The sequence below is a fragment of the Shouchella sp. JSM 1781072 genome, assembly GCF_041949915.1.
GTDB lineage: Bacteria > Bacillota > Bacilli > Bacillales > Bacillaceae_D > Shouchella.
Genome location: NZ_JBHFQE010000001.1, coordinates 614,412 through 637,420, shown reverse-complemented (window position 1 = coordinate 637,420; position 23,009 = coordinate 614,412). Strand labels below are relative to the sequence as shown.

Here is a 23,009-nt window from a genome sequence, read left to right as displayed (position 1 = left end):
AATTTTTAGTAGTTGGTCATAAATGCTGCTGCCATTCTTTTTAGTATCGTACAATTAACAAGCTTATGCAAGATTAAACTTGTCCAGAAAGGTTTTTTTAGTCTACAATAGATGTGGAGTATGTTCAAGAAAGGACTGTTCTATGGGCAGAATAATTGCTTTATTCATTGTACTTATCCCGATTGTTGGTGCTGGCTACGGTATTAAATTAATGCGAGACGCATTCTTTCTCGTTGAGCTTTTTCCTTACCCTACTTTATGGGTTCAATTTATCGCTGGTCTTCTTTTCTTTCTTATTGGATTAGGATTAATGGCAGGATTTATATTCCATAGAGATAAAAAACGAGGCAAAGTTTCTGAAACCTTTTTAAAAAATGATCAACAGCTATAGAGTTAAAGCTCTACAGCTGTTTTTATTTTGCGATATCGGTTTGCTTAAGCCACTTTCCGATCGCTATCTTCATAAGTGGCCAAAAGATAAAAACGGTTAATCCGGCTAGTCCTAAAATAAGAAACATGATTTGCACAGGTTCTTCAGGAACCGCTACAGCCCAGAAAGCGATGATTGCGCCAAGTACAAAGGAACCATTAAACCCATAGCTTGCTTGATCTTCTACTTCAAGCACGATGGCAATATAAATGATTGTCAATAAGTAAAGCACATCAATAAAGGTTGGGGTCACAATAAAAAAACAACCAATAACCGCTAAAACAATGAAATACATCATTAAGCGATACGGGACTTTATTTGCAAAGTAAGCCGAAATAGGAAACACTAGAAAAAGCAAACTAACAATGAAAAATGACTTCCCCTCACCTGAAGCTAACAAATAGGAAAAAAAACCTAGTGCGAGCAAATAACTAACGATTACGCCATTTTTTAAGATGGCTTGTTTAACCGTTTTTAAGTAAAACTTTTTTTGACTGACATCAAGATAAAAGCCTAACGCCCAAGAGACCATCATGTAGCCCATTGCGATATAAGAAAAGAAAAAATGTCGGCCGACTAACAAAGAACTTAACGCAAGATACGCGTATAGAATAAATGCCCCTAAACTAAACGGGACTGCATAAGGCTTTTTATGTTCATGCCAGCGCATATCATGAAAGCCATACATCAGAGCTACCGCAATAATTGGCAGCGATAAGAATAAAACAGGAATCATCGTTTCATCACCAACATCTTTTATTGTTTATCCACGTTTAAACGCTAAAGATTGAAAAGGGTCATCTTTAGTATGAGATAAACAATCAAATCCATTCAAAAAAAGAGTAAACATGCTTCACCATGTTTACTCTTTTCTACTTAACTTACTTTATGCTCAATGCGTAGCTTATCCGCAACCATTGCAATAAATTCTGAATTGGTCGGCTTTGCTTTTGAATGACTGACTGTATAACCAAATAAGTTCGAGATGGAATCAATATTCCCTCTGCTCCATGCCACTTCAATCGCATGACGAATTGCTCGTTCAACGCGACTTGCCGTAGTGTTGAATTTCTTCGCAATATCTGGATACAGTACTTTTGTGATGGAACCTAACAATTCAATGTCTTTGTAAACCATTGAAATCGCTTCTCTTAAGTACATATAACCTTTAATATGCGCTGGGACACCAATTTCATGAATAATGCTTGTAATGCTCGCATCAAGATTAATTTGTTTTCCTTCTTTTCTTGGTACTGATGCAAAAGACATTGACGTCGTTTTCGGTACACGAACTTGTTGATTGCCAGCAATTTCTCGAATTTTAGACATGAGCGCTTCCATATCAAACGGTTTCAAGACATAGTAAGCGGCACCAAAATCAACTGCTCGCTTCGTTACATCCTCTTGACCGAAAGCTGTTAACATCACAATTTGCGGGCGATTACTTTTTTGACTTAAACGTTCTAACACAGCTAATCCGTCTAAATGCGGCATAATAATATCTAATAGCAGCACATCTGGCTCTTTTTCTTCAACTAAACTTAAACATTCTTGTCCATTAAAAGCGGTTCCGACTACTTCCATATCCGGTTGCGCACCTACGTATTCACTCAATAAATGCACTAATTCTCTGTTATCATCAGCGATACAAACGTTAATTTGACTCATTATGTTTTCCCCCAGTTCCTTTTGTTGTATGTAACCGATTCGACAAAGATGCAAACAATCCTTTTAAATAATTCATTTAGAATTTAATTATAGCAAATCCTACTTTTTTCTAGTGTTTCTTATGGTTTTCGACAACTTTTCTATGTCACTTTTCTTTAATATACCATATCGCAATGAAGGATGTGGCGATTCTTGAAAGACTTTTATGTAAAAAAAATCAAGCAAAGCTGAGATTAACTCGCTTTAGCTTGATGTTTAATTAAACCTGTATGGATTCCTGATTCTTCAAGCATCCAGCTTATGTGACATCCATATCCAGATGTTGGATCGTTCACAAACACATGGGTAACAGCCCCGACAATCTTGTCTCCTTGAATAATTGGACTTCCACTCATCCCTTGAACAATTCCACCTGTTTTATCAAGCAACCGTTCATCCGTCACTTTTATTACCATCCCTTTTGTTGCAGGACGATCTTGAGGCGTATTAGATACAATTTCAATATCAAACTGCTCTACTTCTTCTCCATCTACAACTGTAAGAATTTTAGCAGGACCTTTTTTAACCTCTGCTGATGTTGAAATAGGCATTGGTTGATCAAATGCTTTGTTTTTCAATTCGATTTTGTCGTTTAGTGTGCCGTATATGCCCAATGAACTGTTTTTATTAATGGTGCCTAATATTTCACGGTCTTTCGATATACTCGCAAGCTTCTCACCAGGTTCCCCGTTCAATCCTCTAGAAATGGAGGTCACAGATGAGCGCAATAACTGTCCATTTAATACCGATACAGGTTTTTTTGTATCAATATCAGAAATCACGTGGCCTAAAGCACCATAACGCTTACTCTCAGGATCATAAAATGTCATTGTCCCAACGCCAGCTGCAGAATCTCGAATATATAAACCTAGTCGGTATAAATGATCCCCTTTTGCCTTTTCCGGCGTTAAAACCGTTGTAATTTCTTTTTCGCCACGCAACACTTTTACTTTTAAATTTTCATTTTCTTCTCCAGCAAGCTGCACAAGCCGCGAAACTTCACTCATGGTATGCATTTTCTCCCCATTTATATCTGTGATCATATCACCAACTTCAATGCCTGCAAATTCGCCTGGAGATTTCTGGCCTGCTTTAGTATCAATTTTATGATGGCCGACTACTAATACACCTTCAGTATTAAGCTTTACGCCAATGGATTGACCACCAGGAACAACTTTTATCTCCGGTAAAACGGAGACATCAATCTTCTTCGTTGGCCAGTTTCCATGCTGGACTGTAACGTTCGTTTTCCCCGTTTTGATGCCTTGAAAAATGGTTTGGCTCTCTACTTGATCCATCTGCACATGTGAAGAATCATCGATCACGAAGCCACTTGCTTCTATAACCTCTTCACTTCCTTCAAATAAAACCATTGATGTAGGAATTTCAATAAATTGTTTGAATTGCTGATTAAATCCTAAAAAAAGTAGACAAACTACAAACAAGACCCCAATCACATACCGTACACCCTCTTTTTTCAACCTTTTCACTCCTCACTCCCAACCTACACCTCCATGCTGGCTGTACTATTAATGTTGCCTTGAGTAGACGGAAATATAACTGTAAATAAAAGAAAAAAGCAACCTAATCAAGGTCGCTTTTTCCAATTACGTTTTTTTGTGACTTGCTAATGCTAATAATTCTTTTGCATTTTCTTTAGTAATGTCCGTTACTTCAAATCCAGAAAGCATTCGAGCAAGTTCATTTGTTTTTTCTTCTTCATTTAATGAAATCACTTCTGTTTTTACACGGTCTGCTTTATTTTCTTTTCTAATAAATAAATGTTGATCAGCCATTGCAGCAACTTGCGGCAAATGTGTAATACATAGTACTTGTGAACCAACAGAAATATGATACATCTTTTCAGCGATGGCTTGTGCAACGCGACCACTTACGCCTGTGTCCACTTCATCAAAAATAACAGAAGTAAGGTTTTGAGAAGCCGAAAAAATCGTTTTTAGCGCTAGCATAATTCGTGATATTTCTCCGCCGGAAGCCACTTTAATTAATGATTTTAATGGTTCGCCTTGGTTTGTTGAAATTAAAAAAGCAGCTTGATCTTGTCCATTTTTATAAAAGGAATCTGTTTGCTCTAACTCAACATGAAAGGATGCCTTCTCCATGTAAAGTTGGCTTAATTCCGTCATCAAAGCTGCCTCTAACTGCTGTGCTAATTGTTTTCGGATTTTCGTTATGGTTTCAGATTCAATTGTTAAGTCTTCGATGATGGCGTTTCTTGTATCTTGCAAGTCCTCTAAATGAATATCTTTATTTTCCATTTCCTCTAATTCGCGCTCAATGGTTTCTGCATATGTAAGAATGTCTTTTACCGATGAGCCGTATTTCCGCTTTAACTTCTCAATTTCTGCTAAACGATTTTCTACCTCTTCGAGTAAGGAGGGGTTAAAATCAACTTGATCCAATGCCTCGCGAATTGAATAAGAAGCTTCTTCAATTAAATAGTAACTTGACGACATTTGTTCAAAGAGAGGCTGCAGGTCTTCGTCAATGCCAGCGGCACTTTCAAGATGACTAAGCATTCCGCTTAGATAATCGAGCCCTTTGTCTTCACCGTATAAATGTTCATAACTACGCGTCAGAGACTCAAATAATTTCTCACTGTTGGCAAGCTTGTTACGATCTTTTAAAAGCTGATCGTCTTCTCCAACCTGCAAATTTATTTTGGAAATTTCACCAAGTTGATACGTATACAAATCGGTCTTTTGCGCAATTTCTTGTGCGTTTTGATCCAATTCTTTGATTCGTTTGTTTGTCGTTTCCAGTTTCGTAAAAAGCTTTCGGTATTCATTTAGCGCTTTTTTGAGCGTATCTCCACCGAATTGATCCAATAATGAAAGGTGCTCGTCTTCGCGCATGAGCGCTTGGTGTTCATGTTGACCATGGATATCAACAAGGGCCTGTCCGATTTCTCGCAATGTACCGATCGTCATAAGCTTTCCATTTATGCGACAAATGCTTTTTCCTGTATGGGTAATTTCTCGCCTCATAATGAGCATATCGTCTTCCATGTCAATTCCTAATGATTCTAATTTCGCTTCAATATGACGGGCATCTTCAATAATAAATAAGCCTTCAATTTCCGCTTTTTTCTCTCCGTGACGAACAAATTCTACCGATCCTCGCCCACCTAAAAGCAAACCGATTGCATCAATAATGATTGATTTCCCGGCTCCCGTCTCTCCAGTTAAAACGGTTAACCCTTTTTCAAATGGAATGGTAAGAGAAGAGATGATCGCAAAATTCTTAACGGTTAATTCCATTAACATACAAGCAAGTCCACCCTTCTAAAGCATATTTAAAAATCGCTCTGTCACGGTTTCGCCATTTTTTTCCGTTCGACAAATAATTAAAATGGTATCATCTCCACAAATGGTCCCCATTAGTTCTGGCCAATCTAAATTGTCAATTAACACCGCTATTGCATTTGCATTCCCAGGCATCGCTTTCATCACAACTAAATTGCCTGATTGATCAATACTAATAAAGCTATCCGTTAACATTCGTTTAAGTTTTTGCTGAGGATTAAATTTTTGATCAGCCGGTAAACTGTATTTATAGCGTCCATCCTGCATGGGTACTTTCACTAAATGAAGTTCCTTAATATCTCTTGAAACTGTTGCTTGTGTAACATTATAGCCATCATTTCTTAATTGATCGACTAAATCATCTTGCGTTTCAATTTCATCATTCGTAATAATTTCTCTAATTTTTATATGGCGTTGTCCTTTAGTCATGCCATCACCTAACCTTCTAACAGATTCATTTTCCGACGGTGTTTCTTCTATTATCTACAGTTTACCCTAATTGAGCAAGGTTGGAACCATTGCATTTAACATCACTGTAAAAGAACCCTCCTTTATTTACATGACATGAACTGCATAAGCAGTCACTTCAAGTATTTGCTAAAGAGAGGGTCCAGATTGTTATTCTTTTTTTCGAAGCGCTTGTGACGCGTCGACAATTCGCTTCACTTCTTCATCGTCTAGTTTTTCAACGGTTGCTCGTTTCTTTAAATGAAGCAAAAACTCAATATTCCCATCTCCACCTGTGATCGGGGAAAACGCAAGACCGAATGAACTAAATCCAATCGTATGAGCAGTTGATAAAACCGTTTCAATTACGTCTCTATGAACAAGTGGATCGCGAACAATGCCTTTTTTTCCAACATGTTCTCTTCCTGCTTCAAATTGAGGTTTAATTAACGCAATGACGTCTCCTTCATCAGATAAAATATCAAATAGCGGAGGCAAAATTAACTTTAGCGATATAAAGGATACATCGATTGAAGCAAATTGCGGGCGCTCGTTCGTAAAGTCAGCTTGTGTCGCATAGCGGAAATTCATTCGCTCCATCACCGTTACACGGTCATCTTGCCTAATTTTCCATGCAAGTTGATTATAGCCGACGTCCACCGCATACATTGATTTGGCATCGTTCTGAAGGGCACAATCAGTGAACCCGCCTGTGGATGCACCAATATCAAGTCCCACTTTATCTTTAATTTCTAGTTCAAAGACTTCGAGGGCCTTTTCTAGCTTCAACCCACCGCGACTTACATATTTCAACGTATCGCCTTTAATTCGTATTGGCAGATCAGAATCGACTTTTAAACCAGGCTTATCAAGTCGTTCATGCTCGCTAAACACAAGCCCCGCCATAATGCTTCTTTTCGCTTTTTCCCTCGTGTCAGTTAAACCTCTTTCGACAAGAAGGACATCAAGCCTTTCTTTTTTTCCCATGCGCCATTAAGCTCTTTTCTTTTTTTGTGGAAGTTCAGAAAGCAATAAATCAGAAATTCGTTCTGACGTTAAGCCAATTTCTTCATAAAGTTCTTTCACACTTCCATGTTCAATAAACCAATCTGGAATACCTAGTCGCTTAATATCTACTTGAAGCGCCTCTTCGTTATAAAATTCCATTACCGCACTACCAAACCCACCTTGAAGAACGGATTCCTCAATTGTTAAAATTGGCAGCTTTTCTTCTGCAATCGTACGCAGCATGTCTTCATCCAGTGGTTTAACAGAGTTCGCATTGACAAGACGTACATTATAACCTTGAGCAGTCATTGTCTCAATTGCCTTTTCCGCTACTGGAATCATCGTACCAAATGTTAAAATGACCGCATCGGTTCCTTCATTTAGCACTTCCCATTTACCAATTGGCAGCTGTTTTAATTGCTGATCCATTTTCACGCCTGTACCGTTTCCTCTTGGATAACGCACAGCGATTGGACCATCATCATATTTTACAGCTGTATAAAGCATGTGCTGTAGTTCGTTTTCATTTCTTGGATTCAAGATGACCATATTTGGTAGCGCTCTTAAGAACGATATATCAAACACTCCTTGGTGCGTCTCACCATCAGCACCTACAAGGCCCGCACGATCAATTGCAATTAAGACATTTAAGTTTTGACGACAGATATCATGAACGACTTGATCGTATCCACGCTGTAAAAACGTTGAATAAACAGCAAACACTGGTTTCATTCCTTGTGTAGCTAGTCCAGCAGACATCGTCGCTGCGTGTTGCTCTGCAATCCCTACATCAATCATTCGATCTGGAAACTCTTGCGCAAATAAATCAAGTTTTGAGCCACCTGGCATTGCTGGCGTAACCGCCACTACACGATCATCTTCACGAGCAATTGTCTTTAGTGTATTTGCAAACACACTTGGATAACTAGGCGGTCCGGCTTTTTTCACCATCTCACCATTTTCAATTTTATAAGGTCCAGTACCGTGCCAAGCACCTGTTGCATCTTCTTCAGCCGGTTTATAACCTTTTCCTTTTTTCGTTAGAACGTGAACAAGAACAGGACCACTCACTTTTTTTGCATAGTTTAAATTATGTTTTAAATCTTCTAAGTCATGACCATCGACAGGTCCGAGATACGTAAAGCCCATTTCTTCAAAGAAAATGCCAGAAACGACCATGTATTTCAAACTATCTTTTACACGCTCTGCTGTATCAGCAAGCTTTCCGCCAAATGCCGGAATTTTTCGTACCAACCATTCCATGTCGTCTTTTGCACGTTGATATTTTCCTGCAGTACGAAGCTTTCCTAAAATATGATGAAGAGCGCCTACGTTTGGTGCAATGGACATTTCATTGTCATTTAAAACAACAATTAAGTTCTTTTGCTCATGACCAATATGATTCAAAGCTTCAAGAGCCATCCCACCAGTCAACGCGCCGTCACCAATAATCGCAACAACACTTTCATCTGTTCCTTTTAAATCTCTAGCCGTTGCCATCCCCATTGCACCTGACAAGGACGTTGAACTGTGCCCAGTTTCCCATACATCATGTTCGCTTTCATTGCGCTTAGGAAATCCACATAATCCTTTATATTGACGCATCGTATCAAAGCGATCCGCTCTACCCGTCAATATTTTGTGTACATAAGCTTGGTGGCCCACATCCCATAAAAATTTATCTTTTGGGCTGTCAAACAATTGGTGCAAAGCTAATGTCAATTCAACGACACCAAGGTTTGGGCCGATGTGGCCTCCGTTCACAGATAGCTTCTCAATAAGGAATTGTCGAATATCTGCTGCTAATTCTTCAAGCTGTTTATTTGAATATTGTTTAAGAAAGCTTGGGTCTTTTATTTCTTCAAGGTTCATAAACGAAACCTCCATTTACTAATCATTTTTATCCGTCTATCTCGTCAATGTTATCGTATGTATCATTATTATAACAAAAACAAGTCTATCTAGAACAGTAATACCCTGTATTGTGAACCATACACTATTCTCACAAAAAAAACCAGCCAAACGGTGCTGGTTCTTTAACGATCCCGATCAACAATATAAGTGGCCATATCTTCTAATAATGTATCCCTTAATCCAAGTTCATCCAGGTAATGTAATGCTTGCTCATAATGATTAGACAACATTGTTTTGGCTCCGTCCAAACCTAATATGCCAGGATAGGTGCTCTTGTCATTATGTACGTCACTGCCGACTGGCTTTCCTATGTCTTCAACGCTACCTTCTAAATCGAGAATGTCATCTTTTATTTGAAACAATAAACCAACTTCTTTTCCGTATGCACTCAACAATTTAGTCTCGTGTTCTGATGCGCCTGCGATGATTGCCCCTGCTTTAACTGCAAAAGCAAGCAATTCTCCTGTTTTCCGATTATGGATCGATGCAAGCTGGTCAACATCAAGAGACTTTCCTTCAGCGATCATATCAGCTAATTGACCACCGACCATTCCTCTTGCGCCTGCTGCTTTGCTAAATAATGAAACAAGCTGAATTTTTGTTTCCGCAGACAAGTGCTTCACTTCAGCGAGAAGGGAGAAGCTATGGGTTAAGAGCGCATCTCCTGCTAAAATGGCCGTTGCTTCCCCAAACACTTTATGATTCGTCGGCTTTCCACGTCGTAAATCATCGTCATCCATTGCAGGTAAGTCGTCATGAATGAGGGAATAAGTGTGAACCATTTCTAATGCACAGGCTACTTCAATTCCATCTTTAATCGGGCAATTATATGCATCTAAAACAGCCATTAATAAAACAGGACGTACCCGCTTCCCACCTGCTTCTAAAGAATACAACATCGCTTCTTTTAAACGATGTTCAGCATCAAGCGAGCGAACGTACTCAGGTAATTCCCTTTCAATCAATTGCTTCGTTTCATTTAAAAACGATTCAAATGTATGGTTCACTCACTTTCCTCCTTCTTCATATTAAGCTCTAACATTTCACCGTCTTCTGTCATAATTTGATCCAGTTGCTTTTCAATCGAGACAAGTTTATCATGGCAAGTTTTGGATAGATTTATTCCTTTTTTATATAAGTCAATCGCCTTTTCCAGTGCAACGTCACCTTGCTCAAGACCTTCTACAATTTCTTCAAGCTGTTTCATTGCTTCTTCAAAAGGAATATCATTCTGTTGTTTCTCCACCTTGGTCAACTCCTTCGTGATTAATGTCTTTAATAACTCCAGTAGCCCGGCCATCTTTAAAAAGAAGGCGAACTTCAAGATTTTCCTCTAGCTCATCAACAGATTTTAGAAGTTTGTCTTCTTTATACACTAGCGAATACCCACGATTCATGATCTTTAATGGACTAAGAAGTTCGAGCTGAGCAAGAAGGGAATCCAGTTGCTTCTGCTTTTCGTTCATTTGAGTTTCAAGAGCGTGTATTAGCCTTTGGTCCAGTCGCTCGAGGTCTTTTTTCTGCGCATTGACCAGTGTAGCTGGTTGATTTCGTAAAAGGCGTTGATGAGTTGCGTGAAACATCATTTGCTTTTCTTTGATGCTTCGCTGTATCTCTCGGTTCATACGCTCTACAGCTTGATCAAGCTGCTGCTCTTTTTGTTCGACCATCTGTTTGGGTGAGCGAAACGCATATGAGCGCTTAAGGTACTGAAGTTGGGCGCGTTTTTTTTCAGCCAATTGTTCCATCGCTCTTACAATTCGTTGCTGATAAGTATGCACTTGATTTAATTTCTCGCGAATATCGGGAACAGCCATTTCAGCTGCAGCTGTTGGCGTAGGGGCTCGTAAATCTGCCACAAAATCGCTAATGGTATAATCTGTTTCATGCCCTACTGCTGAAATAATTGGGAGGGTTGAAGCACTAATCGCTCTAACAACACGCTCTTCATTAAACGCCCAGAGTTCTTCAATCGAGCCGCCTCCTCGACCAACAATAATGACATCGAAAATAGCTGCTTCATTTGCTTGAAGTATCGCTCGTTCAATTGAAGCTGGTGCGAAATCACCTTGAACCGCAACAGGTAAAAGCGTCACACGCACATTCGGCATCCGTCTTTTTACTGTTGTTAAAATATCTCGTATGACCGCTCCTGTCTGAGAGGTAATCACTGCAATATGATTAGGATAGACGGGAATAGGTTTTTTGCGCTCTTGGGCAAACAATCCTTCGTTTTCTAACTGCTGTTTTAACCGTTCGAACGCCACATGTAAACTTCCAATACCATCTGGCTGCATTTCTTTTACGTAAAATTGATATTGTCCATAAGGTTCATACACGTTGATTTCCCCACGTAAAAGCACTTTCATCCCGTTTTCTGGCAAGAAGCGCAAATGCTGATTGTATCCGGCAAACATGACAGACTGCATACGAGCATTCTCGTCTTTGACTGTGAAATACATATGCCCTCTAGAATGGCGTTTGAAGTTAGAGAGTTCTCCTCTAATCCATACTTCAATTAAATGAGAGTCGCTTTCTATTAGTCGTTTGATGTATCTCGTTGCTTCACTTACGGACCATGCTTCCATCGTAGCCCTCCTTCCCTCTTGGTTCATTTCAACCTATTGATGATCTTTTTTTAATGCTGTTTCATACGCACCAGAAAGAACGCCATTCATGAAACGCCCCGCTTCTTGACCTCCGTATGCTTTTGCTAATTCAATTGCTTCATTCAATGTAATATTTTTTTCAATATCATCTATATATAACATTTCGTATAAGGCCATTCGCGCAATAGAACGATCAACATGACCTAGACGGTCAATCGTATAGCCTTTTAAATTTTGACTAAGCAATTCATCTAAATGTTCTTTGTACTGTAACGTCCCTTCCAACAATTGGAGGAAAAAGTCACTTGCTTGTTCTTCATGGTTGAGCGTGTTCTCAATTGCTTGACTTGTTTCCAAAGTTGAAACAAGGCTAAGCTGATAGAGAGCTTGTACGGCTCGAAGTCTTGCCACACGTCTGTTCATAGTTAACTCCTTTTTCATTTATGCTTTTCATTATAACGTAAAACCTGCTATACGTAAAAACACAGAGAAAGAGAATCGACCATGGTCGATTCTCTTCTCCATATCATCGGTGAATCGTTATTCAACTTCTTCTTCAATTGGTGCATTTGGTGTATCAAAATACACGCCTACGACATGAACGTTAATTTCTGTAAGCTGAATCGCAGTCATCGTTTCAAGGGCTTGCTGGATGTTTAATTGAATTAACTTTGCGACTTCAGGTACAGATGCTCCATAAGCAATAACAATGGAAACATCAACATTAATGCCTTCTTCATTTAAATCTACTTTTACACCTTTACCATGATTCTTACGGCCTAAACGCTCTGCAACATCAGCAGCAAAATTGCCGCGTAATGCCGCTACGCCTTCAATCTCTTGAGTAGCAATACCTGCAATGACCTCAATCACTTCAGGTGAAATTTCGACTTTCCCTAACCCGCTTTTTTCTTCATCTAATTCTAATAACTGATGATCTTCCATCTTTAACACTCCTTTACGATTGTTTCGCTGGCATCACTTCATATTCTTCAATGAATTTCGTATTGAAATCCCCTGAAATAAACTTCTCATGATTAAACAAATGTAAATGAAATGGAATCGTTGTGTCCACTCCGTCTACTTCAAATTCTTCAAGAGCTCGCTTCATTTTGGCGATCGCCTCTTCTCTTGTCTCACCATGAGTAATCACTTTGGCAATCATAGAATCATAGAACGGACTAATTTTATAGCCAGGGTAAGCTGCTGAATCAACTCTCACGCCAAATCCACCAGGTGCTAAATAGTCTTGGATCGTTCCAGGAGATGGCATAAAATTCTTAAATGGGTTTTCGGCGTTAATTCGGCATTCAATGGACCAACCTTTAAACGTTACTTCCTCTTGTTTGACGGAAAGTGTCTCATTGTTTGCTATGCGAATCTGCTCTTTTACTAAGTCTATTCCTGTAACCATTTCGGTTACCGGATGTTCAACTTGTATCCGAGTATTCATTTCCATAAAGTAATAGTTCCCAGTATGGTGGTCATAGATAAATTCGACAGTGCCCGCGCCTGAGTATTCTACCGCTTTTGCTGCCGCTACTGCCGCTTCTCCCATTTCCGCACGTTTCTCTGACGTTAGTGCAGGAGACGGGGTTTCTTCAACAAGTTTTTGCAATCGACGTTGAATCGAACAATCGCGCTCACCTAAATGAATCGTATTCCCAAAATTATCTGCTAGAACCTGAATTTCTACGTGACGAAAATCTTCAATATATTTTTCTAAATAAACGCCAGGATTTCCAAAAGCAGTAGCTGCTTCTTGTTGCGTCACTTCAAGCCCAGATTTCAATTCTTTTTCATCACGAGCTACGCGAATCCCTTTTCCGCCACCGCCAGCAGTCGCTTTAATAATCACTGGGTATCCAATGGTATTCGCAACTTCTTTGGCATCTTCGTATGATTCAACAATTCCTTCAGAACCGGGAACAACTGGTACACCAGCAGCTTTCATCGTTTCTCTCGCGACATCTTTTGTCCCCATTTTGCTAATTGCCGAAGGACTCGGCCCAATAAACGTAATGTTGCAATCCCCGCAGATTTCTGCAAAATTGGCATTCTCCGAAAGAAATCCATAACCTGGGTGGATCGCGTCCGTCTCTGTAAGCGTTGCGACACTCATTAAGTTTGTAAAGTTTAAATAGCTTTTTGCTGAGGCCGTCGGTCCGATACAAAATGCTTCATCTGCTAATTGCACGTGTAATGCATCTGCATCTGCTTCAGAAAAGACTGCAACGGTTTCAATCCCTAGCTCCTTACATGCGCGGATAATACGTACCGCAATTTCTCCTCGATTTGCAATTAAGACTCTTTTTATCATAACGTGTCCTCGCCCCTAGTTATTGACGTTCCACAACCATTAATGGCTGACCATACTCTACAAGCTCACCGTTTTCGGCAACGATTTCTACAATTTTCCCTTTTGTTTCAGATACGATTGGATTCATTAGCTTCATCGCTTCTACAATACAGACGACAGTATCTTCATTAACCGCATCTCCTTCTTGTACATAAGGGTCGGCATCTGGAGAAGGCGCCGAATAAAACGTTCCTACCATAGGCGATGTCACGGTAATTAAATTTTTGTTGTCTTCTTTTGTTTCCACTACCGTTTCTGTCTCAACATTTGTCTCTTCAACCACTCGTGTATCGTGAGTCGGTACACTTTTAGCAGACGGTTGAGCTGCAACCTGGAGAGGTTGTTCGGCAACTTGAACAGCGACTTGTTTTTTTAATGAAAGTTTCACATTGTCTTGTTCTAATTCTAACTCATTAATGGACGATTCATGCAGTGCATCTATTAAACTTTTAATTTCTTCAACTTTTAACATAGCAATACAACTCCTTATTTCGTTCATATCATTGAACAAACTCAATTTACTACTTCTCTATTAGCAACGTCATTTCCTTTATGTATCTTTCTCATTGTAAACAAAGAGGAAAGAGGGTTTCCCCTCTTTACTCAGCTGGTTCTGTTGGATTGTTTGCTTCACTTTTATATTGGCGAAATACTGGAAATTCGGAGAGGTTGTCCGGAATCTTTCCATTTTCAAGCACAATAATCTTGACGATATTTTTATTTCTTGCCATATGGAACTTATCGCCATATTCATTTTCTTGCGTATACTGTTTTAAATTTGCGTAGTCTTCTTCTTGAATAGACACTTTATAGGAGTCCCCATCTTCATCTTCCACTTCTTCTGCGAACCCTACTTCAAATTCTACAATTTGTATGTGATCGTTTTTAATGTTTCTTGTTTGCTCAAGGACAGCCTTTGCCCCTTCAGTTAAATCGGACCAATCCATTACAATCTCTCCTTGTTTCATTCTACATTGCTGTATTATACCATGTGTGAAGAGTGATTGCATGCTCAATCTAAAAGAGAGCTTGAATTGCTTCAAGCTCTCTTCCCTTTATTCTCCATGTTTGACTAATACTTGATCTTGTTCAGTTAAACTTAGTTCTTCACGAGCTAAAGACATAATGGTAAGAGCTTCCGTTTTGGAAAGAGCATCGGCTTGCACCATAATTTCTACTTTATCATCCGCTGTCATAACAAGCGCATCTGAATAGCCAATTTCTTTAATTAATTCTTCAAGCTGTTCTTCCACATCTGTAAATGCTAGAACGTCAAGCGCACGATCGTTTGCTTCCACTACTTCATCTGCTGAACTTTCTTCACTCGACGCTTCACGAGAAAATTGTTCTGCTTCTTTTAAACGCACTTCATCACGCTTTAAACGCGCTTCAGTCATTGTATCGCTACCAGACACTTGGCTAAGAAGATCATCATTCGTTTCGTCTTCCCCTTCTTCATCACCAAGTTCATCAACGATTTGACGGGCTTCATCCATCATCGATCCAGAGCTTGCTTGATCATCTGAATCATTTATGACGTAATAAGCACCTAGTACAAGCATTAAACTTAACATTGTTAGCAACCAGACTGTTTGTTTTTTTAAGACCATTTCTTTATTCCTCCTCGATTTTTCTTGGTAATACGGAGACACGATGTGGCGCAACGTCTAGTAAGCGTGTGACGGCTTCAATAACAAACGCTTTCACTTGAACATTCTCCACGCCTTCAGCTACAACAAGTACGCCTGCGACTGTCGGTTTTTCCGTAGAACTTATGAGCGCTTCTTCTTTATCTCCGTTTCGGATAATCACAACGGATTCTTCTTCCTGTACATCTTCTACTTGACGAGTACCGCCTTCTCGATCCGTTTCTGAAGTTGTTTGTTTTCCTGATCGAACGTTGGTCTCGTACACATTTCTTTCTGAATCAGCAAGATTCACATTAACCGAAACAGCGTTTACGCCAACAATTTCAGCTAATAAATCCCTTAACTCGTTTTCATAACGCATCTCATAATCTTCCATTGAGTTTTTTTCTGATTCCCTTGCAAACGTTGGTACTGCTTCTTCGTCCTCTTCAGGTGCAACAGTTGGAATGTCACCTGAATCTGGTTGATACAGTTGACCGAAAAGCATGAACAGGACGCCTATGCCGCCTAAGAGTAAAATATACCTGGGCGAAATTTTGCGTTTTTTTTTATCGGGCTGTTTCGGCAACCATTTCTTAAACCAATCCGTATCTTTCGCTTCGTTATTCATTCACCCATCCCCCTTCCTCTCTAAGCGTAATGACTGAACTCGGCACTTCCCAAATGGTTGCTAACATGGAGATTACGTCCTCATCTTCATAAGACCGTGCTTCTTCCTCAGGTTCCGTCTCCCCAATAACAATGGAAACTGGTTTAACATCCCCTGATTGCGCTGTGCTTGTACCCTCGCCTTCTTGATAAGGGGCGATGGCCACTTCGATATGCGTGAATTCCCCATCGTTACCTTGCACCAGAGAAAGGTCCGTGACCATGACATCTAGTTCATCTTTCAAGTCTTTACTTGCTTGGTCTTTTAATTGGACAGCCACTTGTTCAGATGTATATGCATCAAAGAACTTTTCTATATCTTTTTTTTGAGAATTTATTTCTTCCTCCATATCCATTTCCGCTCTTAAGTCTTGTTGAATAACGGTATGTAGCCATTCATCAGGGTCTTCATAAAAAATTTTTAACACAGGTTGCAGTAAGAAAAGGAGCAACAACAGGCTGACCGTTATTTTTACGTAATTTTTTAAGTTGGTGTTCGGTAAAGCCATTTCTAAGACAACCGCTAAAATGATCAGAATGACAATCGACGTGATCCACTCATTAATAAAGTCCATGTCATCACTCCCTTACCGCATCATAAATGCAATATTACTCGCCGCAACCATAATCGTAATCGCTAGAAAAAACATAAACCCAATTAATACCATTGCTGCAAAGATATACATGACCGCTTTGCCAATAATAGATAAACACTCAATAATGGCTCCATTTCCTAATGGTTGTAAAACCGCTGCCGATAGTTGAAAAATCAAGGCGATCGACAGAACTTTAATTGCAGGGAATGCACAAATTGCGAGCAACATCACTAAGCCGCCCATGCCAATCGTATTTTTCAGTAATAATGAAGCACTCATGACCGTGTCTGTCGCATCTGTGAACATCCGTCCAACTACAGGGATAAAGTTACCTGCTATAAATTTAGCGGCTCTAAGCGTCAACCCGTCTGCTGCTGCAGCCGTCGTCCCTTGAACGGAAACTGCTCCAAGAAAAACGGTCATAAAGACGCCAAGTAAACCTAAAGCAACGGTTCGAAATAAAGTCGCTAATTTTGTCACTTTATAATCGTCTGAAAAGGTGCTGACAATCCCAAGCACAGCTGATATAAACAACATCGGCAAGACAAACGTTTTAACTAGAATGCCGCTCGTATGCACGAGAAAAATGATGACAGGATGAAACAGCGCCGAACTCGATAGCCCGCCTAACGAAGCCATTAACGCAATTAACATCGGTAAGAGGGCTATGGAGAAATGGACCATTGTATCAATCGCTTCTATGGCATAGGTCATGGCACTATGAAACCCGTTCATAGCGATCATGCATAACACGAGTAAGGTGACAGCATATGCGGTTTTGCTAACAGTATGTTGTTCAAAAGCATTTTGAAACGACTGCAGGATATAAGAAAAAATCGTCAACAATAAAATCATTCCGAGTAATTTCCCGTTCAAAATAAGCTCATGCAGCAAATACTTCAAAAAACCGATAAACCATTCTTTTAAATCAAACGTCTTTTCACCAGTTAAAAAATCAGTGAAAGAACCTTTTTGACTTTCAGGTAAAAAACCACCGTACTCATCAACAATTTGATTCCAGTACGCTTGCACTTCATCCATTTTTAATAAGTCGATTTGTTCCTCAACAAGTTCATTGATCGCCTCGTTCGGGTCTTCTTCAGCGGCGAATGCTGTCTGCTGAAAAACAGGAAAAAAAAGCATAAGAATGACAATGATAAAAGCGGCTTTGATTTTCAATTATGCTTGTCCTCCTTACGACGGGAGTAGAGCGAGTATCATCTCAATCACTGCTTTAATGATTGGAATCGCGAGAACGAGTATAAAAATCTTTCCAGCTAATTCAATTTTGCTCGCTATCGCTGCATGACCAGCATCCCGTGAAATTTGCGCACCAAATTCTGCAATATAGGCAATTCCAATGATTTTTAAAATTGTTTGCAAGTAAACTGTATGAATATTAGCTTGTGCGGCCAAGTCTTGAATAAGCTGAATCACACTCGCAATTTCATCTAGTAAAAATAAAAAGATGAGCGCGCCTACAAACATCGTTAACAGAAACGCAAAAACAGGCTTCTGTTCTTTCACAATTAAAGCTAAGAACGTGGCGATAAGACCTAAACCGACAATCTGTACGATTTCAATCGCTGATCCCCTCCGCTCTTCTTAAGCTTGAAATAAAAACACGCTTCTAATTTTTTGAAATAAATCATCGACAATCGTCGCCACCATATAAAGGACGACAACGAATCCAATTAACGTCACCCAGTGAGCCCAGTCTTCTTTTCCCATTTGTTTAAGTACTGTATGGAGCATGGCGACAATAATGCCAATTCCAGCTATTTGAAAGATTGTATTTACATCGTAGGCCACGTCACTGTTCCTCCTTTAGTCCATCTCCACTACATCATGAGAATGACGATTAACAAACCAGCTAAAACGCCTAATGCTTTATACATTTTCTCGTAACGCGCTTGGATGCTTTTCGCCTCTTCTTCATCTCTTTCTAAATGTGTCTGCGTAAGTTTTAACTGTTTTTGTTGATGAACCCTGTCCATCGTTCCAAGAGTCGCACCGAATTGTAGCAAGACCTCTTTTTCTTTTTCTTGTAAAGAAAGATCTTTCCACGTATCATGAATCGCTGTTTCCCATGCATCTTTTGCTGTCGCTTTCTTTTCCGCTAAACGGCGAGAAAACGTTGCAAATAAAGCGGCAACTGGACCTTTTAATTGCTCAGCAATATTTTGTGAAGCTTTTGCCAAAGGCGTCTGCCCGTACAACATCTCCGCTTCAAGAGACTGGAGTGCAGACCGTAGCTGGCGAATATGGCGCGGTCGCTCTTGTAATAAACGAGCTTGATAAAACCCGTATATAGTCGTACAACCGATAATTAAAAGTGCACCTAGCCATCTCATGATGGCTTAACCAATGTTGGTATTCGAATTTTATTAATCGCACCTGGATAGGGCGTGCGCCCGACTTCAACCACTCGATCAAACGCTTGTTCATTTAGAAGTTGTTTAAAAATTGGACGCTTATAGACTTCTTCAAATGAACGACCATGTGCAGTCGCCATTAACACGACTCCTGCATGCCTTGCCTCTAGAATGGCATATGCATCTTCTTCTCGACCTACTTCATCCACAATCATGACTTGCGGCGACATTGATCGAATCATCATCATCATGCCTTCTGCTTTTGGACAGCCATCTAATACGTCTGCCCTTGTTCCTAATTCGTGCTGTGGAACACCGTTCATGCAGCCAGCTATCTCGGAACGTTCGTCAACAATCGCCACTTTGCTAGCAGGGATTCTTTTTGAGCCTGCACTTATATTTCGTGCTAAATCACGCAATAACGTTGTTTTACCAGTCTGAGGCGCCCCAACAATTAACGTATTTCGCCACCCTGTCTTGCTATCATAAAGTTCAGGAACAAGTTTATCGGACACACCTAACTTTTGTTTTGCGACTCGAATATTGAACGAACGAATGGGCCGAATCGATTTAACTCTCCCTTGATCAAGAATGGTTTTTCCAGCTAAGCCAACACGATGGCCCCCTTCAATCGTGATATAGCCTTTTTGAAGCTCTTCTTCGAATGCGTATAACGAGTACTCGCTTAACTGATTCAAAAAGAAATTTGCATCTTGCTCCGTGAAGCGGATTGAAGAAAACTGCGCATCATTTGCAAATAAACATTCAATCGGTTGGTGAATCCGCAACCGAATCTCTTCTATACTTTCATCTTTTACCATCATGTCTCTTACGTACGCCTCTACGTGTTCAGGCAGCAAATTAAGAATGGAATGCATCTGCTCTTCCCTCTCTTATGGAAAATCGTTTGACCTAAAATGTTTCATAGGTTTTGTATTACGTTATGTATAAGTAGACAAGTTCAGAACTCATGTTATCCAAAATAAAACGGCCTCCTGCTTAGGAGACCGTTTTTGTGAACGTATAGGATTGAAACATTTGCTGTAACGGTCGTAGCCGTTTTAAAAACTTGTCATTTTCAATCAACTGTCCATTTACTTTTAACTGCACTGAATACTCTGGTAGTTGAATATGTGTATAGCAAGGGAAATGCCCCCTTAGCGACATTTGAATAATCGCGTGATGGGCTGTCGTCCCATCGGTTGTCATTAACGTAACAGCTGTCGTTTTATGCTGTTTAGGCATGTTACTTAACAAACGTTTTAATTGAAGATACGGTATTTTTTTTGCTGGAATAATAAAAAGAATGTGAGTCGATTCGGTCTTCCAATCATCCACTTCAGCTGCGGATAGCGTATCAAGCCGATGGCGTTCTACTGACGCAAATTTCTGTTCGACGTAGCTCGCTAAGCCCTCAGCTTGATGAGACTGACCTACGATCATTTTCGTTTTCATCACAAATACCCCTTTCTTATTATTCTTATCTACTTTATCGGAATTAATGTAATATTAGTTTACTCGATTCCATCTAAAGTTGCAACAAGAATATTCGTGTAATTTCTTCAAGCATAACCGATCATTTCTTGCTATACTAAAGCATAATGAATAAAAGTGAGTGTTGTACCGTGAATCATTTACCCTTAATTGAACGAAATATCGTCCTTGTAGGTTTTATGGGCGTTGGAAAAACAACTGTTGGTCGTTTACTTGCTAAAAAACTTTATCGTGACTTTATTGACATTGACGCTGAAATTGAGCGAACACAAGGCATGTCCATTCCTACATTATTTGAGCAATATGGAGAACCTTACTTTCGTCAACTTGAGAAAGACCATGTATTGCGTGAAAGTGCTGGAAAAATGAAAGTGATTTCCCTTGGTGGTGGTGCTTTTACTCAGGAAGACATTCGCTCTTATTGTTTAAAGCATTGTCTAGTCATCTTTCTTGATATTCGATTTGATTCTTGGCAAGATCGCATTCATATGCTAGCAGGGAATCGACCAATACTCAAAGGAAAATCTACGGAAGAATTACAAGAGTTGTACACAGCTCGACAGGAAGCCTATGCTCTAAACCACTCGCAAATGCATACAGACTCGTTAACGGCAGAGGAAGTTGCTGTGTATTTAAAAGAGTCGTTAATCACCGCATACGAGCTCGAAAAATAAGACGCGCTTAAAATAAAAAGGTTTACGCTAAGCGTAAACCTTTTTTCCTTATGCTCTAGAAACGTAAGACGAATTACGTGTATCAATAATCAGTTTATCTCCTTGGTTTACAAAGAAAGGCACTTGAACCGTTAAACCAGTTTCCACTGTCGCTGGTTTCGTACCACCAGAAGCCGTGTCCCCTTTTATACCAGGTTCAGTCTCGGTAACTTCAAGCGTTACTGTATTTGGCACCTCAACACCAAGCGTTTCGCTTTCAAACGTAATAACATGAACTTCCATGTTTTCTTTCAAGAATTTTAATTCGTGCTCGATTTGTTTCGTTGGTAGTTCTAGTTGCTCATACGTTTCGTTGTCCATAAATGTATGCATATCGCCACTTTCGTAAAGATACTGCATACGACGATTTTCGATATGCGCTTTGGCAACTTTTTCACCTGCGCGGAACGTTCTTTCCTGAACGGAGCCTGTACGTAGATTACGAAGTTTTGAGCGTACAAACGCTGCACCTTTTCCAGGTTTCACGTGTTGGAATTCCATAACTTGCCAAATGCCGTTATCCACTTCAATTGTTAAACCTGTTTTAAAATCGTTTACTGAAATCATTCAAAGTCCTCCATTTACGCGGTTATTTCCAATAGTTACTATACCACAGCTTTCTGAGTGTGTCTTCGCCTTTTCCGATTCCTTCTCAGAGCACGATCAAATCTTTTGCTGAATAATTTAAGCGCTCATTCCCTGATTCAGTAATGAGAATGTCATCTTCAATACGAACGCCACCAACGCCAGGTATATAAATACCCGGTTCTACAGTGACCACCATACCAGGTTTTAACACAACGTCTGACTTAAGGGACACACCAGGAGCCTCATGGACTTCCATTCCTAACCCGTGTCCAGTTGAGTGACCAAAATACTCGCCATAGCCTTGTTCGGTAATATAATCTCTCGTTAATGCATCCGCTTCTTTACCAGTCATTCCGGGTTTGATTTCATCAATCCCGCGCTGTTGCGCTACACGAACAATCTCGTAAATGTTTTTTAATTCCTCTGATACGTCACCGACTGCTAATGTTCGCGTTATATCCGAACAATAGCCATTATAATAGGCGCCAAAATCAAGCGTAACAAGTTCACCAGACTGAATCACCTTATCTGAGGCGACACCGTGGGGTAACGCTGAACGAGCTCCTGATGCGACAATGATGTCAAATGAAGAAGAAACGGCGCCTTGCTTACGCATAAACATTTCAAGCTCGTTTGATACATCGATTTCTTTTACACCTGGTTTAATGAACGTTTGAATATGTTCATATGCTTTTTCAGCAATCGCTGCCGCTTCTTTCATTGTTTCAATTTCTGCATCGGTTTTAAAGAGACGTAACGATTCAACAATGTTTTCCACAGGCACGAGTTCTACTTCTGCAAGGAACTCATCAAGCTGTTCATATTCTGCGTATGTAAGTTTTGTTTTTTCAAACCCTAGTTTGTTTAGTTGTAATGCGTTTACCTGAGTGAAAATTTCTTGCATTAACGTTCCCGTTTGCTTGACAATTTGAGCGTCTTTCACCTGAGATTCCGCTTGCTCAACATAACGAAAGTCTGTAATGAAGAGCGCCTTTGTTTTTGTAAGTAAAACCGCGCCAGACGTTCCTGTAAACCCACTAATATAGCGGCGGTTCACACTACTCATTACAAGAAATCCATCAAGATTGTATTCATTTAGCTTATTTTGTAGAGATTGAATAATCGTCATGCAATTCCCTCTTTTCT

At 39.8% G+C, this 23,009-nt stretch carries 28 protein-coding genes; 2 read left to right on the top strand and 26 right to left on the bottom strand.

From position 1 onward, the window contains the following. The first annotated feature begins 142 nt into the window (after positions 1-142). Positions 143-391 (top strand): DUF2627 domain-containing protein, encoded by a 249-nt coding sequence (locus ACE1TH_RS03415; RefSeq protein WP_099301236.1) that lies wholly within the window; start codon positions 143-145, stop codon positions 389-391. A gap of 22 nt (positions 392-413) precedes the next feature. On the opposite strand, the gene ACE1TH_RS03410 is transcribed toward ACE1TH_RS03415, so the two are convergent. From ACE1TH_RS03410 to ACE1TH_RS03295, 24 genes are all read right to left on the bottom strand, one after another. Next, complete coding sequence (locus tag ACE1TH_RS03410; protein ID WP_099301237.1) at positions 414-1,166, bottom strand: hypothetical protein; 753 nt, start codon at positions 1,164-1,166, stop codon at positions 414-416. Between the two features lie 140 nt (positions 1,167-1,306). Continuing rightward, a complete protein-coding gene (gene spo0A / locus ACE1TH_RS03405) occupies positions 1,307-2,098 on the bottom strand; it encodes a sporulation transcription factor Spo0A (RefSeq protein WP_375078368.1) in 792 nt (263 codons plus the stop codon). A 233-nt stretch (positions 2,099-2,331) separates the two neighbouring features. Beyond that, positions 2,332-3,618, bottom strand: a complete 1,287-nt coding sequence (spoIVB, locus tag ACE1TH_RS03400) for a SpoIVB peptidase (RefSeq protein WP_099301239.1) — start codon at positions 3,616-3,618, stop codon at positions 2,332-2,334. Between the two features lie 126 nt (positions 3,619-3,744). Then, positions 3,745-5,424 carry a DNA repair protein RecN gene (recN, locus tag ACE1TH_RS03395; RefSeq protein WP_375078367.1) on the bottom strand — a complete coding sequence of 560 codons (1,680 nt, stop codon included), beginning with the start codon at positions 5,422-5,424 and terminating at the stop codon, positions 3,745-3,747. 18 nt (positions 5,425-5,442) lie between these two features. Next, on the bottom strand, positions 5,443-5,892 hold the full coding sequence (gene ahrC / locus ACE1TH_RS03390) for a transcriptional regulator AhrC/ArgR (RefSeq protein ID WP_099301241.1): 450 nt from the start codon (positions 5,890-5,892) through the stop codon (positions 5,443-5,445). A gap of 189 nt (positions 5,893-6,081) precedes the next feature. Then, positions 6,082-6,897, bottom strand: coding sequence for a TlyA family RNA methyltransferase (locus ACE1TH_RS03385; RefSeq protein WP_375078366.1), 816 nt, complete (start codon positions 6,895-6,897; stop codon positions 6,082-6,084). A 6-nt stretch (positions 6,898-6,903) separates the two neighbouring features. Beyond that, a complete protein-coding gene (gene dxs, locus ACE1TH_RS03380) occupies positions 6,904-8,790 on the bottom strand; it encodes a 1-deoxy-D-xylulose-5-phosphate synthase (protein WP_099301243.1) in 1,887 nt (628 codons plus the stop codon). 164 nt (positions 8,791-8,954) lie between these two features. Beyond that, complete coding sequence (locus ACE1TH_RS03375) at positions 8,955-9,839, bottom strand: polyprenyl synthetase family protein (protein WP_099301244.1); 885 nt, start codon at positions 9,837-9,839, stop codon at positions 8,955-8,957. Next, positions 9,836-10,039 carry an exodeoxyribonuclease VII small subunit gene (xseB, locus tag ACE1TH_RS03370; protein ID WP_255225372.1) on the bottom strand — a complete coding sequence of 68 codons (204 nt, stop codon included), beginning with the start codon at positions 10,037-10,039 and terminating at the stop codon, positions 9,836-9,838. The genes ACE1TH_RS03375 and xseB overlap by 4 nt, the downstream gene beginning before the upstream one ends. 19 nt (positions 10,040-10,058) lie before the next feature. Then, positions 10,059-11,420, bottom strand: coding sequence for an exodeoxyribonuclease VII large subunit (gene xseA, locus ACE1TH_RS03365; protein WP_255223420.1), 1,362 nt, complete (start codon positions 11,418-11,420; stop codon positions 10,059-10,061). Between the two features lie 33 nt (positions 11,421-11,453). Further along, complete coding sequence (gene nusB / locus ACE1TH_RS03360; RefSeq protein ID WP_099301247.1) at positions 11,454-11,864, bottom strand: transcription antitermination factor NusB; 411 nt, start codon at positions 11,862-11,864, stop codon at positions 11,454-11,456. 117 nt (positions 11,865-11,981) lie between these two features. Further along, the gene (locus ACE1TH_RS03355) at positions 11,982-12,386 is read right to left on the bottom strand and encodes an Asp23/Gls24 family envelope stress response protein (RefSeq protein WP_099301248.1); all 405 of its coding nucleotides are present in this window, start codon (positions 12,384-12,386) and stop codon (positions 11,982-11,984) included. A gap of 13 nt (positions 12,387-12,399) precedes the next feature. Then, positions 12,400-13,761 (bottom strand): acetyl-CoA carboxylase biotin carboxylase subunit, encoded by a 1,362-nt coding sequence (accC, locus tag ACE1TH_RS03350; protein ID WP_099301249.1) that lies wholly within the window; start codon positions 13,759-13,761, stop codon positions 12,400-12,402. A 19-nt stretch (positions 13,762-13,780) separates the two neighbouring features. Then, a complete protein-coding gene (gene accB / locus ACE1TH_RS03345; protein WP_099301250.1) occupies positions 13,781-14,272 on the bottom strand; it encodes an acetyl-CoA carboxylase biotin carboxyl carrier protein in 492 nt (163 codons plus the stop codon). 127 nt (positions 14,273-14,399) lie between these two features. Continuing rightward, positions 14,400-14,747, bottom strand: coding sequence for a hypothetical protein (locus tag ACE1TH_RS03340; protein ID WP_099301251.1), 348 nt, complete (start codon positions 14,745-14,747; stop codon positions 14,400-14,402). A 108-nt stretch (positions 14,748-14,855) separates the two neighbouring features. Beyond that, positions 14,856-15,410, bottom strand: coding sequence for a SpoIIIAH-like family protein (locus ACE1TH_RS03335; protein ID WP_099301252.1), 555 nt, complete (start codon positions 15,408-15,410; stop codon positions 14,856-14,858). Between the two features lie 4 nt (positions 15,411-15,414). After that, positions 15,415-16,059, bottom strand: coding sequence for a stage III sporulation protein AG (gene spoIIIAG, locus ACE1TH_RS03330; RefSeq protein WP_099301253.1), 645 nt, complete (start codon positions 16,057-16,059; stop codon positions 15,415-15,417). After that, complete coding sequence (gene spoIIIAF, locus ACE1TH_RS03325) at positions 16,052-16,672, bottom strand: stage III sporulation protein AF (RefSeq protein WP_099301254.1); 621 nt, start codon at positions 16,670-16,672, stop codon at positions 16,052-16,054. The genes spoIIIAG and spoIIIAF overlap by 8 nt, the downstream gene beginning before the upstream one ends. A 12-nt stretch (positions 16,673-16,684) precedes the next feature. Continuing rightward, positions 16,685-17,872, bottom strand: coding sequence for a stage III sporulation protein AE (gene spoIIIAE, locus ACE1TH_RS03320; protein ID WP_255223422.1), 1,188 nt, complete (start codon positions 17,870-17,872; stop codon positions 16,685-16,687). Between the two features lie 15 nt (positions 17,873-17,887). After that, positions 17,888-18,277: a stage III sporulation protein AD gene (spoIIIAD, locus tag ACE1TH_RS03315; RefSeq protein ID WP_099301255.1), complete on the bottom strand. Its 390-nt coding sequence runs from the start codon at positions 18,275-18,277 to the stop codon at positions 17,888-17,890. Between the two features lie 21 nt (positions 18,278-18,298). Beyond that, positions 18,299-18,505 (bottom strand): stage III sporulation protein AC, encoded by a 207-nt coding sequence (gene spoIIIAC / locus ACE1TH_RS03310; RefSeq protein ID WP_038481281.1) that lies wholly within the window; start codon positions 18,503-18,505, stop codon positions 18,299-18,301. A gap of 29 nt (positions 18,506-18,534) precedes the next feature. Then, positions 18,535-19,050: a stage III sporulation protein SpoIIIAB gene (gene spoIIIAB, locus ACE1TH_RS03305; RefSeq protein WP_255225373.1), complete on the bottom strand. Its 516-nt coding sequence runs from the start codon at positions 19,048-19,050 to the stop codon at positions 18,535-18,537. After that, positions 19,044-19,946, bottom strand: coding sequence for a stage III sporulation protein AA (gene spoIIIAA, locus ACE1TH_RS03300; RefSeq protein ID WP_099301257.1), 903 nt, complete (start codon positions 19,944-19,946; stop codon positions 19,044-19,046). The genes spoIIIAB and spoIIIAA overlap by 7 nt, the downstream gene beginning before the upstream one ends. A 121-nt stretch (positions 19,947-20,067) precedes the next feature. Next, a complete protein-coding gene (locus tag ACE1TH_RS03295; protein ID WP_375078365.1) occupies positions 20,068-20,523 on the bottom strand; it encodes a hypothetical protein in 456 nt (151 codons plus the stop codon). Between the two features lie 146 nt (positions 20,524-20,669). On the opposite strand from ACE1TH_RS03295, the gene ACE1TH_RS03290 reads away from it, so the two are divergent. Beyond that, positions 20,670-21,236, top strand: coding sequence for a shikimate kinase (locus ACE1TH_RS03290; protein ID WP_375078364.1), 567 nt, complete (start codon positions 20,670-20,672; stop codon positions 21,234-21,236). Between the two features lie 48 nt (positions 21,237-21,284). Here the strand turns inward: ACE1TH_RS03290 and efp are convergent, their stop codons facing one another. Both efp and ACE1TH_RS03280 read right to left on the bottom strand, forming a co-directional pair. After that, positions 21,285-21,842 carry an elongation factor P gene (gene efp, locus ACE1TH_RS03285; RefSeq protein WP_099301260.1) on the bottom strand — a complete coding sequence of 186 codons (558 nt, stop codon included), beginning with the start codon at positions 21,840-21,842 and terminating at the stop codon, positions 21,285-21,287. An 85-nt stretch (positions 21,843-21,927) separates the two neighbouring features. Continuing rightward, a complete protein-coding gene (locus ACE1TH_RS03280; protein WP_099301261.1) occupies positions 21,928-22,992 on the bottom strand; it encodes a M24 family metallopeptidase in 1,065 nt (354 codons plus the stop codon). Between the last annotated feature and the right edge of the window lie 17 nt (positions 22,993-23,009).